The organism is Streptomyces sp. CNB091 (assembly GCF_000377965.1).
On record NZ_KB898994.1, the window covers coordinates 130,020 to 142,951 of the forward strand.

At 71.6% G+C, this 12,932-nt stretch carries 17 protein-coding genes; 9 read left to right on the top strand and 8 right to left on the bottom strand.

Annotation, left to right across the window (positions count from 1 at the left end):
- Window positions 1-10: 10 nt before the first annotated feature.
- Window positions 11-1,132 (top strand): cobalt-precorrin-5B (C(1))-methyltransferase, encoded by a 1,122-nt coding sequence (locus D581_RS0110485; RefSeq protein WP_018957183.1) that lies wholly within the window; start codon window positions 11-13, stop codon window positions 1,130-1,132.
- A gap of 61 nt (window positions 1,133-1,193) precedes the next feature.
- Here D581_RS0110485 and D581_RS0110490 read toward each other — a convergent pair whose 3' ends face one another.
- The 6 genes from D581_RS0110490 to D581_RS0110520 form a co-directional block, all read right to left on the bottom strand.
- Window positions 1,194-1,553 (bottom strand): hypothetical protein, encoded by a 360-nt coding sequence (locus D581_RS0110490; RefSeq protein WP_018957184.1) that lies wholly within the window; start codon window positions 1,551-1,553, stop codon window positions 1,194-1,196.
- Window positions 1,554-2,306: 753 nt separating this feature from the next.
- Window positions 2,307-2,714, bottom strand: a complete 408-nt coding sequence (locus tag D581_RS0110500; protein ID WP_018957185.1) for a hypothetical protein — start codon at window positions 2,712-2,714, stop codon at window positions 2,307-2,309.
- A gap of 50 nt (window positions 2,715-2,764) precedes the next feature.
- Window positions 2,765-2,923 (bottom strand): hypothetical protein, encoded by a 159-nt coding sequence (locus D581_RS1000000141610; RefSeq protein ID WP_018957186.1) that lies wholly within the window; start codon window positions 2,921-2,923, stop codon window positions 2,765-2,767.
- On the bottom strand, window positions 2,920-3,099 hold the full coding sequence (locus tag D581_RS0110510) for a hypothetical protein (protein ID WP_158688595.1): 180 nt from the start codon (window positions 3,097-3,099) through the stop codon (window positions 2,920-2,922). Before D581_RS0110510 ends, D581_RS1000000141610 begins: the two co-directional genes overlap by 4 nt.
- A gap of 309 nt (window positions 3,100-3,408) precedes the next feature.
- Window positions 3,409-4,659 carry a helix-turn-helix domain-containing protein gene (locus D581_RS0110515; RefSeq protein ID WP_026290394.1) on the bottom strand — a complete coding sequence of 417 codons (1,251 nt, stop codon included), beginning with the start codon at window positions 4,657-4,659 and terminating at the stop codon, window positions 3,409-3,411.
- 142 nt (window positions 4,660-4,801) lie between these two features.
- Entirely contained in the window at window positions 4,802-5,893 is a 1,092-nt protein-coding gene (locus D581_RS0110520) for a hypothetical protein (protein ID WP_018957189.1), read from the bottom strand.
- Window positions 5,894-6,086: 193 nt separating this feature from the next.
- On the opposite strand from D581_RS0110520, the gene D581_RS0110525 reads away from it, so the two are divergent.
- Window positions 6,087-6,581: an HAD domain-containing protein gene (locus tag D581_RS0110525; protein WP_018957190.1), complete on the top strand. Its 495-nt coding sequence runs from the start codon at window positions 6,087-6,089 to the stop codon at window positions 6,579-6,581.
- Between the two features lie 70 nt (window positions 6,582-6,651).
- Window positions 6,652-6,858: a hypothetical protein gene (locus D581_RS0110530; protein WP_018957191.1), complete on the top strand. Its 207-nt coding sequence runs from the start codon at window positions 6,652-6,654 to the stop codon at window positions 6,856-6,858.
- Between the two features lie 154 nt (window positions 6,859-7,012).
- Here the strand turns inward: D581_RS0110530 and D581_RS0110535 are convergent, their stop codons facing one another.
- Window positions 7,013-7,498 carry a hypothetical protein gene (locus D581_RS0110535; protein ID WP_018957192.1) on the bottom strand — a complete coding sequence of 162 codons (486 nt, stop codon included), beginning with the start codon at window positions 7,496-7,498 and terminating at the stop codon, window positions 7,013-7,015.
- A 238-nt stretch (window positions 7,499-7,736) separates the two neighbouring features.
- Window positions 7,737-8,381 carry a dihydrofolate reductase family protein gene (locus tag D581_RS0110540; protein ID WP_026290396.1) on the bottom strand — a complete coding sequence of 215 codons (645 nt, stop codon included), beginning with the start codon at window positions 8,379-8,381 and terminating at the stop codon, window positions 7,737-7,739.
- A gap of 159 nt (window positions 8,382-8,540) precedes the next feature.
- Here D581_RS0110540 and D581_RS0110545 point away from each other — a divergent pair, with 159 nt between their 5' ends.
- From D581_RS0110545 to D581_RS0110570, 6 genes are all read left to right on the top strand, one after another.
- Window positions 8,541-9,095: a flavoprotein gene (locus D581_RS0110545; protein WP_018957194.1), complete on the top strand. Its 555-nt coding sequence runs from the start codon at window positions 8,541-8,543 to the stop codon at window positions 9,093-9,095.
- 126 nt (window positions 9,096-9,221) lie between these two features.
- Window positions 9,222-9,797, top strand: coding sequence for a hypothetical protein (locus tag D581_RS0110550; protein ID WP_018957195.1), 576 nt, complete (start codon window positions 9,222-9,224; stop codon window positions 9,795-9,797).
- Entirely contained in the window at window positions 9,794-10,303 is a 510-nt protein-coding gene (locus D581_RS1000000142030) for a winged helix-turn-helix domain-containing protein (RefSeq protein WP_018957196.1), read from the top strand. The genes D581_RS0110550 and D581_RS1000000142030 overlap by 4 nt, the downstream gene beginning before the upstream one ends.
- Window positions 10,304-10,521: 218 nt before the next feature.
- Window positions 10,522-10,992 carry a cation:proton antiporter regulatory subunit gene (locus D581_RS0110560; protein WP_026290397.1) on the top strand — a complete coding sequence of 157 codons (471 nt, stop codon included), beginning with the start codon at window positions 10,522-10,524 and terminating at the stop codon, window positions 10,990-10,992.
- Between the two features lie 2 nt (window positions 10,993-10,994).
- Window positions 10,995-12,278 carry a cation:proton antiporter gene (locus tag D581_RS0110565; RefSeq protein WP_026290398.1) on the top strand — a complete coding sequence of 428 codons (1,284 nt, stop codon included), beginning with the start codon at window positions 10,995-10,997 and terminating at the stop codon, window positions 12,276-12,278.
- Between the two features lie 191 nt (window positions 12,279-12,469).
- Complete coding sequence (locus D581_RS0110570; protein WP_018957199.1) at window positions 12,470-12,925, top strand: tellurite resistance TerB family protein; 456 nt, start codon at window positions 12,470-12,472, stop codon at window positions 12,923-12,925.
- The last annotated feature ends 7 nt before the right edge of the window (window positions 12,926-12,932 follow it).

Genomic DNA, 12,932 nt, shown 5'->3' on the forward strand with positions numbered 1-12,932 from the left:
GGACTCTCTCATGAACGCTGAGGCGCGGGGCGGTCGCAGTGCCCAACTCAAACACACGGGCCTGCGCCCCGGCTGGACGACCGGGGCCTGTGCGACGGCGGCGACGACGGCCGCGTACACGGCGCTGCTGACCGGCGACTTCCCGGACCCGGTGACCATCACCCTGCCGAAGGGCCAGACACCGGCGTTCGCGCTGGCGGTGGAGGAGCTGACGGCCGGGCCGGGTGAGGCGGTGGCGACGGCGGGAGTGGTGAAGGACGCGGGCGACGACCCGGACGTGACGCACGGGGCGCTGGTCCGGTCGACCGTACGGAGACTGCCGCCGGGTTCCGGCGTGGTGTTCCGGGCGGGCCCGGGCGTGGGCACGGTCACCCTCCCCGGCCTGCCCCTCGACGTCGGTGAGCCCGCGGTGAACCCGGTCCCACGCCGGCTGATGCGCGAGCACGTGGAGCGGGTGGCGGCGGAGCACGGCGGGACGGGGGACGTGGAGATCACGGTCTCGGTCGACCACGGCGAGGAGATCGCCCGCTCGACGTGGAACGGCCGGCTCGGCATCCTGGGCGGCCTGTCGATCCTGGGCACCACGGGAGTCGTCGTCCCCTACTCGTGCTCGGCGTGGATCGACTCGATCCGCCGGGGCGTGGACGTGGCGCGGGCGGCGGGCCTGGCCCATGTGGCGGGCTGCACGGGCTCGACGTCGGAGAAGACGGTGGTGTCGGAGTACGGCCTGCCGGACATCGCGCTGCTGGACATGGGCGACTTCGCGGGCGCGGTCCTGAAATACGTACGCCGGCACCCCGTCGCCCGCCTCACGATCTGCGGCGGCTTCGCCAAGCTCTCCAAACTGGCGGCGGGCCACCTGGACCTCCACTCGGCCCGCTCCCAGGTCGACAAGCCCTTCCTGGCCGACCTGGCCCGGACGGGCGGGGCGGACGAGGAGCTGGCTTCCCGGATCACCACCGCCAACACGGGCCTGGAGGCCCTGCGCCTCTGCGAAGCGGCGGGCGTCCCCCTCGGCGACCTGGTCGCCGCCCGAGCCCGCGACGAGGCGCTGTCCGTCCTGCGGGGTGCGCCGGTGGAGGTGGACGTGATCTGCATCGACCGGGCGGGGGTGGTGGTGGGGCGGGGGTAGGGGCCCGGTACAAAGCGCTGGGCCTTCGGTCCCCCCGACTCCCCCGCCCCGGCGGCGGCAGCTACCCCTTCTCGATGGCGTCGAAAATGTCGGCGTCGGTTTCCTGCTGCCAGGCCGGGAGGTCGGGCCAGTCCGCGACGTAGCCCGGCTTGGGATCATCGAAGTGCTTGAACATCTGGGCCGTCCAGCAGGTAGCGACGAAGCGCCCGCGCTGTTCACGCGAGAGCCGGGAAACATGCCCGCCGCTGATCTCGACGAACTGGCGCACCTGCTCGTACACAGCCCCGGCCGCCTCTCGCTCCCACTGCGGGGTGTCCTCCCACGGGGTGACGTAACCGGCCTTCGGCTCACCGGGGAAATGGCGGCGCACTCCCGCGATCCAGGCTTCCCGGAACAGTCGTGCACCCTCGGTCTGCGACATGCCATTCCCTCTCGTCACGGTGTACCCAGCGCGGCGATGTCCGCCCCCAGCCGCGCTACGCGGTGGTCACGGTGCAGGGGACCGAACTCGCCGTACAGCTTTCGGAGTCTACGGACGACGTATCCGGATCCGGAGGATCGCGCCAGGGCGACGGCCTCCCTGCCGTACGCCACGACCTGCTCGGGGTCTCGACGCCTCGCCCCGATCGCCCGCCAAGTCCGGCAGCACTGCGCCCCTGCGCCCCTGCGCCCCTGCGCCCCTGCGCCCCTGCGCCGATAATGCTCGTGGCCGCCTTCGACGCGGCAGCGGAAGACCAGGGCGACGATGCCCCGGACGGTGTACTTGTAGACGCCGGTCAGCCGGTCCACCTCGACCTCGATGCCGGTCTCCTGGGACCAGCGGGAGATCGACGACCAGTAGGTCGACGCATGGTGCAGCCCCTGCCGCGCGAGAGGCAGCGGCTGTATGACGTCCAGCCCACGGGGGCAGGCCGGACGAGAGTGCTACAGCGCGGGGGCGCCGCTACCGGGGCACATCTCGGTTCCCGTGCCGCCGGCCTGGTGGCTGGTCGTCGGGGTGCCGGGTTCGCTGCCGACGCCCGCGCCGCACACCGGGCAGTTACCCTCGGTAAGGCCCGGGTCGAACCGGTGGCCCGGAGTTGCGTGACTGCACATATCAGTTCCTCCTCGTCTGGGGGTGGTGCTGACAGGTGGTGCACTTGCGCCCCGAACCGGTCGCCCGGACGGGGAGTCGTCAGACCTTCCGCACGAAGGCCTTCGCTCCGTTGTGGAAAGCCACGGTCATGCCGAGGCTGTCCGGCCGCTCGCCTTCACGGGTCGACCAGCGGGTGACGCCGGCGATCTCCCGGGACTCGGACCGCCCGATCACCGCAGCCATCCACGCCTCTGGGTTGCCACCGGGCTGGGGCTCGGGGCCGGCCGGAAGCGGGTCGTACTCAACGGGGGTGTCGGCGTGCTCGTGCTTCTCGCCGTCGGCGAGCTGCCCGATGATCTGCCAGCGGGACTCGCCTGCGGCGGTGACGATGACGAGACCGAAGGGGAAGCCGGCCTCTCCGGCCTCTGCGACCGTCTGGACGCGGGTCACGCCGGGGCTGTTCTTGGCTAGGTCGAGAACGAAGTCCTGGAATCGCGCGGGTCGCATTTGTGATCATTCCTTCCGTGGCGGCCGAGCCAGTCTAGGCGGGCTGGAGCTCAGCGACGCTTCGCCGGATACGTCGTCGGATGGGAGCGGGCGACCCGGCAGCCGCCACGGTGCGGCACCACCGTCGCCCCGGCCCCGGGTCCGCTGGCGAGGGGGACGTGCTCGCCCTCCCCCTCGGCGATCGACTTGTCGCAACGGCCACAGATCATCGGCGGGCCTCCTGGTGGCAGGTGCAGGCGCAGCGCAGCCGCTCGGCCACGGCGGTGCCCACGAGGGTCTGCTGATTGCCCGAGCACAGCCGGTGCCCCTCGGGCCAGTCGACGGCGGCGCGGCACTCCGGCGACGTGTACCCGGCGCGCGGCCGGACTGGAGCTTGCTCGCCCACCGGCGTCATCCGGCAGACCGCCAGGTGCACACGCCCCGGTCCAGGCACTCGCGGGGAAACCACAGGTACGCGGCGCCGCCGGTAGGGGTGACGCGCTGCTCCCCGAGGTCGACACCCAGCCCGGTGCCGAGCGGTGTCCGGCACCAGACGCACGCCCAACCTCGCTGCTGCTGCTCGCTGATGGTGTGGACTGCCGGTAGCCGGCGCGTGGCCACGGTGCCCCCTCGGTCGTCGGAGTAGTCCTCAGACCGTAGGAGCGGGAGCAGCGAGCGAGGGGCAGGATTCCTGCCCCTCGCCCATCCGTTCGATCTATGCGGCCAGCAGGCCCAGCTGCTCAGCCAGCACCGCAGCGCGCTGCCGTCGTGCCGGAACCCGAGACTCGGTTTCCTCCAGCACGATCCGGCGGGCGTAGCCGTTGTAGCGGATCGTCTCCGGGGCCGCCTTGTGCGCGCGTTCCAGCGCCGCGAGCGCCGTTTCGGGCTGCCCGTCCAGCTGGTACGCGCGGGCCTCCTCGATCCGATGCCGGGCCAGGCGCGGCCGGGACGGGATCGTCGTGGTGTCCGAGGCAACCGCCTGCCGCACGGACTCCCCGCCGGCCCGGAGCTCCACCGCGATGGTGACCGCGTGCGCGCCCATGATGGCCTGGGAGAACGAGGTCACCGGGTGGTAGTAGGCCGGGGGTAGACGGTCGGCCGTGGCGCGCGCCTTGTCCCACCACCCCCACGCAGTGCCCCTCTCTCCCCGCCGGGCGGCCGTGTATCCGGCCTCGTGTTGCAGGGCGCCAGTGATTGCCGCCGTACGGTTGTCCGCGTCGGGCAGGGTCGGTTCCAGGTAGGCCAGTGCCTCGCGGGTCAGGGCGTCCGCAGCGTCGAAGTGCGCCGGGCCCGAGTCACGGTGCGCCTGTGCGGCCAGCCAGGCGGCGACCCCGATCGTGTGCGGGTCCTCGGACTCCTGCGCCGCGACCATGCCCCGCTCGGCCACCCGCCACAGCAAGGAACTGTCAGGCTGATACGCGATGAAGAACTGCGACAGCGAGTAGACCTCGGACAGCACGGCCTGCGCCGCCCGGCGGTCGGCCCCCGTGTCCGCCTGCCGCACCGCGAGTTGGGCGTCACGGATCAGGCCGGGCAGCAGCTCGCCGATGACCTCCCGGTGGTTGGGTGCCTCATGCCGCGCCGTCCACGCCTTCGTCAGCCGGGCCGCGAGGTGCACCGCCGACGGTGCCTGCTGGTCCCCGTCCAGTGTCAGGGCGTTCACCGCGTCCCGCACCGCGGGCAGCCGGGAGTGACCCGGCCCGATGAACAGATCGATCGGCGCCGACTGGTCCCCGGTCAGGTCCGACAGGTCCCGCACCCGCAGCAGCTCAGCGATCCGCAGCACCACCGGGAGTTTCGGCATGCCGATCTCTCCTCGCTCCAGCTGTTTCACCCACGAGGGGGACATGCCGAGCAGCCCCGCCGTGACCGGCCGGCTCATCCCGCGTCGGGTCCGGAGCATCTGCATCCGCTGACCGAATCCCATCGGGTCGGTGTACGGGCCCGGGGTAGCATCTTTACGCATGGCCTCGCCCCTCTCTGCACAGCTCGTCACTGTCAGGGTATGAGGCAAGGCCCTTCTTGTGGGCCAGGTCACCTGACGTTGGCGTGACGAAAGGCCCCCACCGCGCGAGGCCTTGAGTTCCTGCCGGTTGCGGCAGCACCCGCTACAGAGCCCCGGGCCCCCCGGGCACTCCCGCGGCAGCCGCCGCGGCGGCGAGCCGTCCCCGCCACCCGTCCGGGTCACGCCCGGCCTCCACGGCGGCCGCCGCGTCGTCGGCGAGGTCGACGCCGAGGTCCGCGGCCCGGCGCTCGGCCCAGCGGGCCCAGGCGGCGGCCTGCTGGCAGTCGGGGCACTCGGTCTCCTCGGCCATGGCCCGGAAGACGTGCTCGGTCCCGGGCCCCGCGCAGGTGACGAGGGGCGCGACGTACGGGGGAACGGCAGGCGGGGACGGGGGCGGCGGGTCCGAGGGCGGAGGCACCGGTTCGGCGTCGGGTACGGAGACGACGGCCTCGGGCATCTTCTGCTCCAGCCGGTGCCGCAGGAACCCCACGGCGCACCGGACCCCGTCCGGCGGCAGATTGCTGCTCAGCACAAGGCGCAACTCACCCCCGGAGACCCCGCGCCGCAGCCACTCCACCGTCTGCGCGAGGAGCGAACGAGCCTCGGCGACACCGAGGCGGAGCCCGTGGCTCGCGTGCCGCAACGACAGCAACATCCGTTCGGCTTCGACTTCTTCGTCGGTCAGCGGTTCCGACACCTCCGACACCTGTGCCGCGTTCGCGTCCGGGGCTTCGGTGGGTGGGTGGGAAGAGTTCTTCTCCCGTTCTTCGTCCACCGGTAGTTGATGACCGACGGTCCGACCCCTCGGCTGACCGACGGTCGGAAACCGCGCACCCGGAGACGAGGCGTCACCGGCATGGATACCCGCGTCACACCACAGCCCCAGGACCTCGGCCTCGGCCAACGGCACGTTGGCGAACAACTGCTGCGTCGCCCAACGCCCCCGCTCTCCGCAGACCCGCCGCTCATGCACGAACCCGCACATGACCAACTGCTCCTTGACCCGCTGGAACGCCCGCCCCTTGATGCCCAGCTTCCGGGCGTGCTCGGACAACGCCAGATCCGTACAGCCGTCCGGCAACCCCTGAACGTAGAGAATCAGAACCTTCGCGTCACTGCACAGACGCGGATGACGCACGACATCGTGCGAAGCCTTCGTGTAGCGCCGAGACGGCGCGATAGCATGCCAAAGCATCCCGGTGGACCTGCACTTCCACTAGTTGGGTGAAGGCCCTCGGCTCGGTGCTACGAACACCACCGGGGGCCGCCCCATGTGCGGGTACACACAGAGCGTGATGACGCGATCACGGTACCGCAGCCGCAGAGGCGCGAGGACCAAAAGGCGGAACACCCCACCCGACCAGGTGACTTACTGGTTCCGTGGACGCATGCGCGACGACGACCACACGCACGCGACGCACCCCCCACGCCCGCTGCTCCTCCTGGACGTGGACGGCGTACTGAACCCCTTCGCCGCCCCGGCCTGCCCACCCGGCTACCGCGAGCACGGCTTCTTCCCCGACGACGACCCCCCGGTCCGCCTGAACGACGCGCACGCCCCCTGGCTGGCGCTCCTCGCCGACCGCTTCGACCTGGCGTGGGCCACCGGCTGGGAGGACGAGGCGAACACGTACCTGTCCCCGTTCCTCGGCCTCCCGCCGCTACCGGTGATCCGCTTCCCCCCGACCCCCTTCGCCCCGGCGGAGAAGGTGCCGCCGATCGCGGCCTTCGCGGGGGACCGCCCGACGGCCTGGGTGGACGACGCGCACACGGCGGAAGGCCGGGCGTGGGCGGAATCCCGCGCGGTACGAACGCTGTTGGTGGCCACGGACCCGGCGCGGGGACTGACGGAGGAGACGATGAGAACGCTGCTGAGCTGGTGAGGGAGGGGCATCGGGGACGCCGCCCGCCGCCCCAACTCCGTCTCTTTGCACGCCCGTTACTGTGAACTTCATGTCACACGACACGACGCGTCTCCACGGCGAGGAACCGCCCGCACTCCCGGCTCTGGTGGCGTACACCGTAACGGTGCGCGATCTCCCCCTGGCCCGGGACCTGCTCCACCGCAACGGCATCCCGCTGCGGGAAACACCGACCGGCGACTTCTTCGTACCGGCGAAGGCGGCACTCGGCACGGCGGTCGTCTTCCGCGCGGGGTGAGGCGGCCCGCTCGACCACCGCTGAGGGGCGAGCCCAGGCGGAGTCGTGGACGGCCCGCCGCTCCGGCTGGTGTCGGTATGCGCGACGGCCGGAGCTGCGAAGCCCGGACTGTCTTCCTCCAGGCCCCGCAGCGGCCAATCCTCGCCCACCCCTCCTACTCCGCCCCCGACTCCACCTGCGTCAGCGCCTCCGTGATCATGCAGGTCGCGAAGTTCTGGTCGCCCGTCATACGGTTGATGTGTTCGGCTAGCAGGAACGCCGTCGCCTCCAGCGGGGTCAGTTCTGCTTCCGTCCAGTCGCCGTACTGCTTGCGCCAGAGGGTGGGGCTCAGGCCGGTGGCAGCCGCGATGGCCAGGCCCGCCATCGTGGGTACGGCCTCGGGCGGGACACTCTTCGGCAGCATCTTCAGGGAGGTGACGAGAGTCGGCACCACGTATTCGACGACATCCTTCTCGTGCGCCTCGTGGGCCTCCCGGAGCCACTTCATGTACAGGTAGATGAGCGTGCATGTTCCGTCCCGCACGTCGTCGATGCCCTCCGGGCCGAGTGACGAGAGCAGTTGCTGGATCAGCTGCTCCTGTTCGGGGTCGGTCCCGCTCTTGCCCGCGTGGACGGTCCTGAGCCGGGAATCGATCAGCATAAGCGCCGCGCCCACATCGCCGGCGGGAGCGTGTCGAGGTTCGAAGAGCGACATGACAGAAGTCCTTTTCGGGGTGGCTGCGAGTGGGCAGCGCGCGGTTTCCGGACGCTGCGGGTGGGCAGCGCGCGGTGTCCGAATGCACTCCGTACCTCTGCGCACTCGGATGACTACGCAAACGACTCTCCACGATCCCCGGCGGCTCCGCCCCGCACTTCGTGGATTCGGCCGACCCTCGCCGTCACTTCCGCCAGAACAGGTGATGTGTCATGCCACTCGGGCTCGGGACGACGTCCAGGTGGTAGCGGTCGCGCAGGTCGTCCGGTGAGTCCCACAGCCGCAGGCCGGTGCCCAGCTTCACCGGGGCGACCGCCACGTGCAGGGTGTCGATCAGGTCGGCGTCGAGGAACTCGCGGATCGTGGTGACGCCGCCACCGAGCCGGACGTCCTTGCCGCCCGCCGCTTCCCGCGCCCGGCCGAGGACCGATGCCGGGTCTCCGTCCACGAAGTGGAACGTGGTGTCGGAGAGCGTGAACGAAGGGCGCGTGTGGTGGGTCATCACGAACACCGGGGTGTGGAACGGGGGTTCCTCGCCCCACCAGCCCTGCCACTCGTGGTTCTCCCAAGGTCCGCGCTGGGGGCCGAACTTGTTGCGGCCCATGATCTCCGCCCCGATGTTGTGGGCGAAGTCCCGGGTGAGGTAGTCGTCCAGGCCCCGGCTGCCGCCCGGTTCCGTGCGGTTCGGCCAGCTCGCCGTGGCCCCGGCCCAGGAGAAGAGCCGCTCGGGGTCGACGTGACCGAACGGCCGCTCCAGTGTCTGGTCCTCACCGGCCGCGATGCCGTCGCTGGAGACGGTGAAGTTCTGGACTTTCAGCAGCTGAGTCACGCGTTTCTCCTGCTTCAGTGCGGTCAACGACGGGGGTGAGACCCCACGGAGAGGGGAAACTCATCGGTCGGGGAGGGCAGAGATCACCTCACGTCGCCTCGCGTCACCTCACCTCACCACACCACACCGCACGCGCATCAGCGATCCAGGGGAGTCCTCGTGAGCGATCAGTCCGGCCGGCCGGCCCGCAAGCCGTTCCTGTACGTCGTCGTCTGCGCGGCCGGGGTCGCCCGTGACGCCGACCGGCTGTTCGCCGCCGCGCAGGACGCCGGGTGGGAGGTGGGCGTCGTCGCCACCCCGCAGGGGCTCGGGTTCCTCGACGTGGCGGCGGTCGAGGCGCGGACCGGGTATCCGATCCGCTCCGGCTGGCGCGCCCCGGGCGACCCCCGCCCGCTGCCGGACCCGGATGCCATCGCGGTCGCGCCCGCCACGTTCAACACCATCAACAAGTGGGCGGCCGGGATCTCGGACACCCTGGCCCTCGGCATCCTCTGCGAGGCGTACGGGCTCGGCGTCCCCACCGCCGTCCTCCCGGCCGTGAACTCCTCCCTCGCCGCGCACCCCGCGTACGCCGAGAGCCTGCGGAGGCTGCGCGGCATGGGCGTCCTCGTCAGCCCCCGCACCCCGCACACGCCCAAGTCCGGCGAGGCGGCCCCTTTCCCCTGGGAGGACGCCCTGGAGCTGCTCGCGCCCGTGCTCTCCGCTCGGACCTGAGCGGCTGCTGCGGCCAGGCGGCCCCCGCAGGAGCGCCGCGTCACCGAAGAAAGTACTTTCCTTGGTGGAAAGTGAATGTCATCATGAACATCCGCAGGTCACCCGCACCCCCGGGAAGGTCCCCGTATGTCCATGTCCACGCCCTCCTCACCGTCGCCGTCGCCGTCGCCGTCGCCGTCGCCGTCGCCGTCGCCGTCGCCGTCGCGGGAGAACGAAGGCGCGGCCCTCGACGCCTCGGCCGAGTACGCGGCCGGTGCGCTGAGCGACGTACGGCTGGCGCAAGAGCGGGCCGGGCTCCGGGCGGGGCTGACGCCTGCCTGGTACGGGCCGGCCGCCGCGGTCGCCCTGGTGGGGCCGAGCGTGGTGCGGGCCTGGAGCGACGGGCGGGGCGGGGTCGCGACGGTGATCGCGCTGCTCGTGTCGGTGCTCGGGCTCGGCGTCGTCGTCGCACTCGCGCGGGCCGCCCGACGAGGAGCCGGGGTTCTGGTGGCGCGGTCCTGGCCCCAGCGCCTGCGGCGGAGCCGGGTCGTGCTGCCCGCCGTCTTCGCGGCCGGAGCGATCGCGGGGCTCGTCTGCTGGGTGGCCGGCGTGAGTCAATCCGCCACCCAGATCGGTGTGTTCACCGTATGGGGCATCGGCGTCTGGGGGGCTTGCCTCGCCCGTAACGCCGCCGTCCGGCGGGCCCTGCGGACGCTCGCGTGAGCGACAGAGCCGACCGGGGCGACCAGGGCGACCAGGGCGACCAGGGCGACCAGGGCGACCAGTGCGATTGTCCCGTACGCGGAGACGGGCCGGCCCCCGGCGACAGACCCGCCCCGGGCGAGAGCCCTCCGCGAGACGCCAGGGCCGCACAGGAAGAGGCCCCCGCGCAGGACGAGGCCCCCGCACTGGACGGCGTCATCCACCATCCGACCCGGCTGACCCTCGTCGCCTTCCTCTCCGCCTGCGACGAGGCCGAGTTCGCCGCCGTACGCGACGGGTGCCGGGTCTCCGACTCGGTCCTCAGCAAGAACGCCTCCGCGCTGGAGGCCGCGGGCTACCTCCACGTACGCAAGGGGCACGTCGGCAAGCGCCCCCGGACCTGGCTGTCCCTCACCCCCGCCGGGCGCCAGGCGCTGGCCCGGCACCTCGCGGCGCTCCAGGGTCTGGTGGACACCGCCCGCCGGGCGGCGGGCTCGGGATCGGGCTCGGGATCGGGCGGCACGTAGCCCCCATCCCCTCCGCGTACGCGAACCGAACGACCAGGGCGCTTTTCGGCCACGCGGCGAGTCGGCCACGGCGGTGGATCGTGGGATCACCCGGCCGTACCTGCCCGCACGGCTTCCGGCCTCGGCCCCCCGGCGGATTTTCGCCGCCCGATAAGGTCATGGCCGGATAAAGAGATCGCCAAGTGCGCGCGCACCGCCGCACGTCTCGGGAGGAAGTCATGGGAACCCGCCGCACGTCACTGCCCGGAGTGGGCGCTCAGTACGACTTCACGACCGAGACGGGCCAGCACATTTCGGTCGTCGTCCACCACGACGGTCGCCGGTTCATCGGGTTCTACGAACAGGACGACCCTGATTCGTGCCAACTCTCCGTCCCCCTGACGACGTCCGAGGCCACCGCGCTCGCGCACCTCATCGATCCGGCGCCCATCGACGCCGTACGGACCGATGGCATCGACCTCGTCACCGAGCACATCCCGCTCGGGTCCCGCTCCCCGTACGGCGGGCGGCTGCTGGGGGAGACGCGGGCACGGACACGGACCGGGGCGTCCATCGTGGCGGTACTGCGCACCCACAGCGCGCACCCGTCGCCGGAACCGGATTTTCGACTGGCCATCGGGGACACACTCGTCGCCGTCGGTACGCGTGAGGGCGTCGACGCGCTCACCGACATCATTGCGGAGGGCTGACCGTGCATGACACGACTGCGTTGCTGGTGGAGCTGGGAGCCGTCATCCTCGGGCTGGGGCTCGTGGGACGGTTCGCCGGGCGGATAGGCCTCTCCCCGATCCCGCTCTACCTCCTCGCCGGGCTGGCGTTCGGACACGGCGGGCTGATTCCGCTCAAGGCCAGCGAAGAGTTCACCATGGTGGGCGCCGAGATCGGCGTCATCCTGCTGCTTCTCCTGCTGGGGCTCGAATACAGCGCGTCCGAGCTGGTCACCAGTCTCAAGACGCAGTACCCATCCGGCGCCGTGGACTTCGTGCTCAACGCGACCCCCGGCGCCGTCGCGGCCCTGATCCTCGGCTGGGGCCCCGTGGGCGCGGTCGCGCTCGCCGGTGTCACCTGGATCTCGTCGTCCGGGGTGATCGCCAAGGTCATGACCGATCTCGGCCGGCTCGGCAACCGCGAGACACCCGTCGTCCTCGGCGTCCTCGTCATGGAGGACCTGGCGATGGCGGTGTACCTGCCGCTGCTCACCGCCATGCTCGCCGGGGTCAGCCTGGCCGGCGGCAGCCTCGCGCTCGTGATCGCGCTCGGGGCCGTCGGATTCGTCCTCTACCTGGCGCTCCGCCACGGCCGCCTGATCAGCCGCGCGGTCTCCTCCGACAACCCGGAGATGCTGCTCCTGGTCGTCCTCGGCCTCACCGTCCTGGTCGCCGGAGTCGCCCAGCAGCTCCAGGTGTCCGCGGCCGTCGGCGCGTTCCTCGTCGGCATCGCGCTCTCCGGCGAGGTCGCCGAGGGCGCCCGCAAGCTGCTCACCCCGCTGCGCGACCTGTTCGCCGCCGTGTTCTTCGTCTTCTTCGGGCTCTCCACGAACCCGGCCGACATCCCGCCGGTCCTGCTGCCCGCGGCCCTGCTGGCCATCGTCACCACCTTCACCAAGATCGCCACCGGCTACTACGCGGCCCGGCGCGCCGGGATCGGCTCGCGCGGCCGCTGGCGGGCGGGCGGCACCCTCGTGGCGCGCGGTGAGTTCTCCATCGTCATCGCCGGACTGGCCGTGGCCACCGAGCCGCGCATCGGCCCCATCGCCACCGCGTACGTCCTGATCCTCGTCATCCTCGGCCCGCTCACCGCCCGGTGGACGCAGCCCCTCGCGGCGAAGATCGAGGCCCGGCGCGGCGGCGGAGACGGGAAGAGCAAGGGCGCGAGCGGCGCGGAGAAGGAGCCCGTCGCGAAGTCCGCTCCCGAGCGCCGGCTGCCGTCGCACGACGACCTCACCCCCGAACCGGCGGGCGAGACGCGCGAGTAGCCGCCTCGCGGCCCACGACGAAGCCCCCGGACACCCTCACCGTGCCCGGGGGCTTCGCCGTGCCCGGGGGCTTCGTGATGAAGGCACCCCCGCGCCCCATCGTCGACATCTACACGCCTGTAGAGTTACATCGGCTCCGGCTCCGGCTCCGGTTCCGGCTCCGGGTTCGCACCGCAACGTAGGGAGACGTCATGGCTCTGTGGGATCGCATCAAAGAATCCGCGTCGTCGATGCAGACGCAGCTGGAGGCGAAGAAGAACGACCTGAAGTCGGGGTCGTTCAGGGACGCGAGCATGGCCATGTGCGCCCTCGTCGCCGCCGCCGACGGTTCCATCGACCCGTCGGAGCGTCAGCGCGTCGCGACACTCATCTCGACCAACGACGTCCTGCGGAACTTCCCCGCGGACGACCTCCAGCGCCGCTTCAACGGCTACGTCGACCAGCTCACCGCCGACTTCGCGTTCGGCAAGGTCAGCGTTCTCCAGGAGATCGCCAAGGCGAAGAAGAAGCCGACCGAGGCCCGTGCCGTGGTCCAGATCGGCATCGTCATCGGCGGCGCCGACGGTGACTTCGACCCGTCCGAGCAGGCCGTCGTGCGGGAGGCGTGCTTCGCGCTCGACCTGCCGCCGCACGAGTTCGACCTGTAGGGCCCAC

Excerpts from the sequence above, each read along its gene's own strand:
- D581_RS0110485 (WP_018957183.1), top strand. The coding sequence starts at position 11 with ATGAACGCTGAGGCGCGGGGCGGTCGCAGTGCCCAACTCAAACACACG.
- D581_RS0110490 (WP_018957184.1), bottom strand. The coding sequence starts at position 1,553 with ATGTCGCAGACCGAGGGTGCACGACTGTTCCGGGAAGCCTGGATCGCG.
- D581_RS0110500 (WP_018957185.1), bottom strand. The coding sequence starts at position 2,714 with ATGCGACCCGCGCGATTCCAGGACTTCGTTCTCGACCTAGCCAAGAAC.
- D581_RS1000000141610 (WP_018957186.1), bottom strand. The coding sequence starts at position 2,923 with ATGATCTGTGGCCGTTGCGACAAGTCGATCGCCGAGGGGGAGGGCGAG.
- D581_RS0110515 (WP_026290394.1), bottom strand. The coding sequence starts at position 4,659 with ATGCGTAAAGATGCTACCCCGGGCCCGTACACCGACCCGATGGGATTC.
- D581_RS0110520 (WP_018957189.1), bottom strand. The coding sequence starts at position 5,893 with ATGCTTTGGCATGCTATCGCGCCGTCTCGGCGCTACACGAAGGCTTCG.
- D581_RS0110525 (WP_018957190.1), top strand. The coding sequence starts at position 6,087 with ATGCGCGACGACGACCACACGCACGCGACGCACCCCCCACGCCCGCTG.
- D581_RS0110530 (WP_018957191.1), top strand. The coding sequence starts at position 6,652 with ATGTCACACGACACGACGCGTCTCCACGGCGAGGAACCGCCCGCACTC.
- D581_RS0110535 (WP_018957192.1), bottom strand. The coding sequence starts at position 7,498 with ATGCTGATCGATTCCCGGCTCAGGACCGTCCACGCGGGCAAGAGCGGG.
- D581_RS0110550 (WP_018957195.1), top strand. The coding sequence starts at position 9,222 with ATGTCCATGTCCACGCCCTCCTCACCGTCGCCGTCGCCGTCGCCGTCG.
- D581_RS0110560 (WP_026290397.1), top strand. The coding sequence starts at position 10,522 with ATGGGAACCCGCCGCACGTCACTGCCCGGAGTGGGCGCTCAGTACGAC.
- D581_RS0110570 (WP_018957199.1), top strand. The coding sequence starts at position 12,470 with ATGGCTCTGTGGGATCGCATCAAAGAATCCGCGTCGTCGATGCAGACG.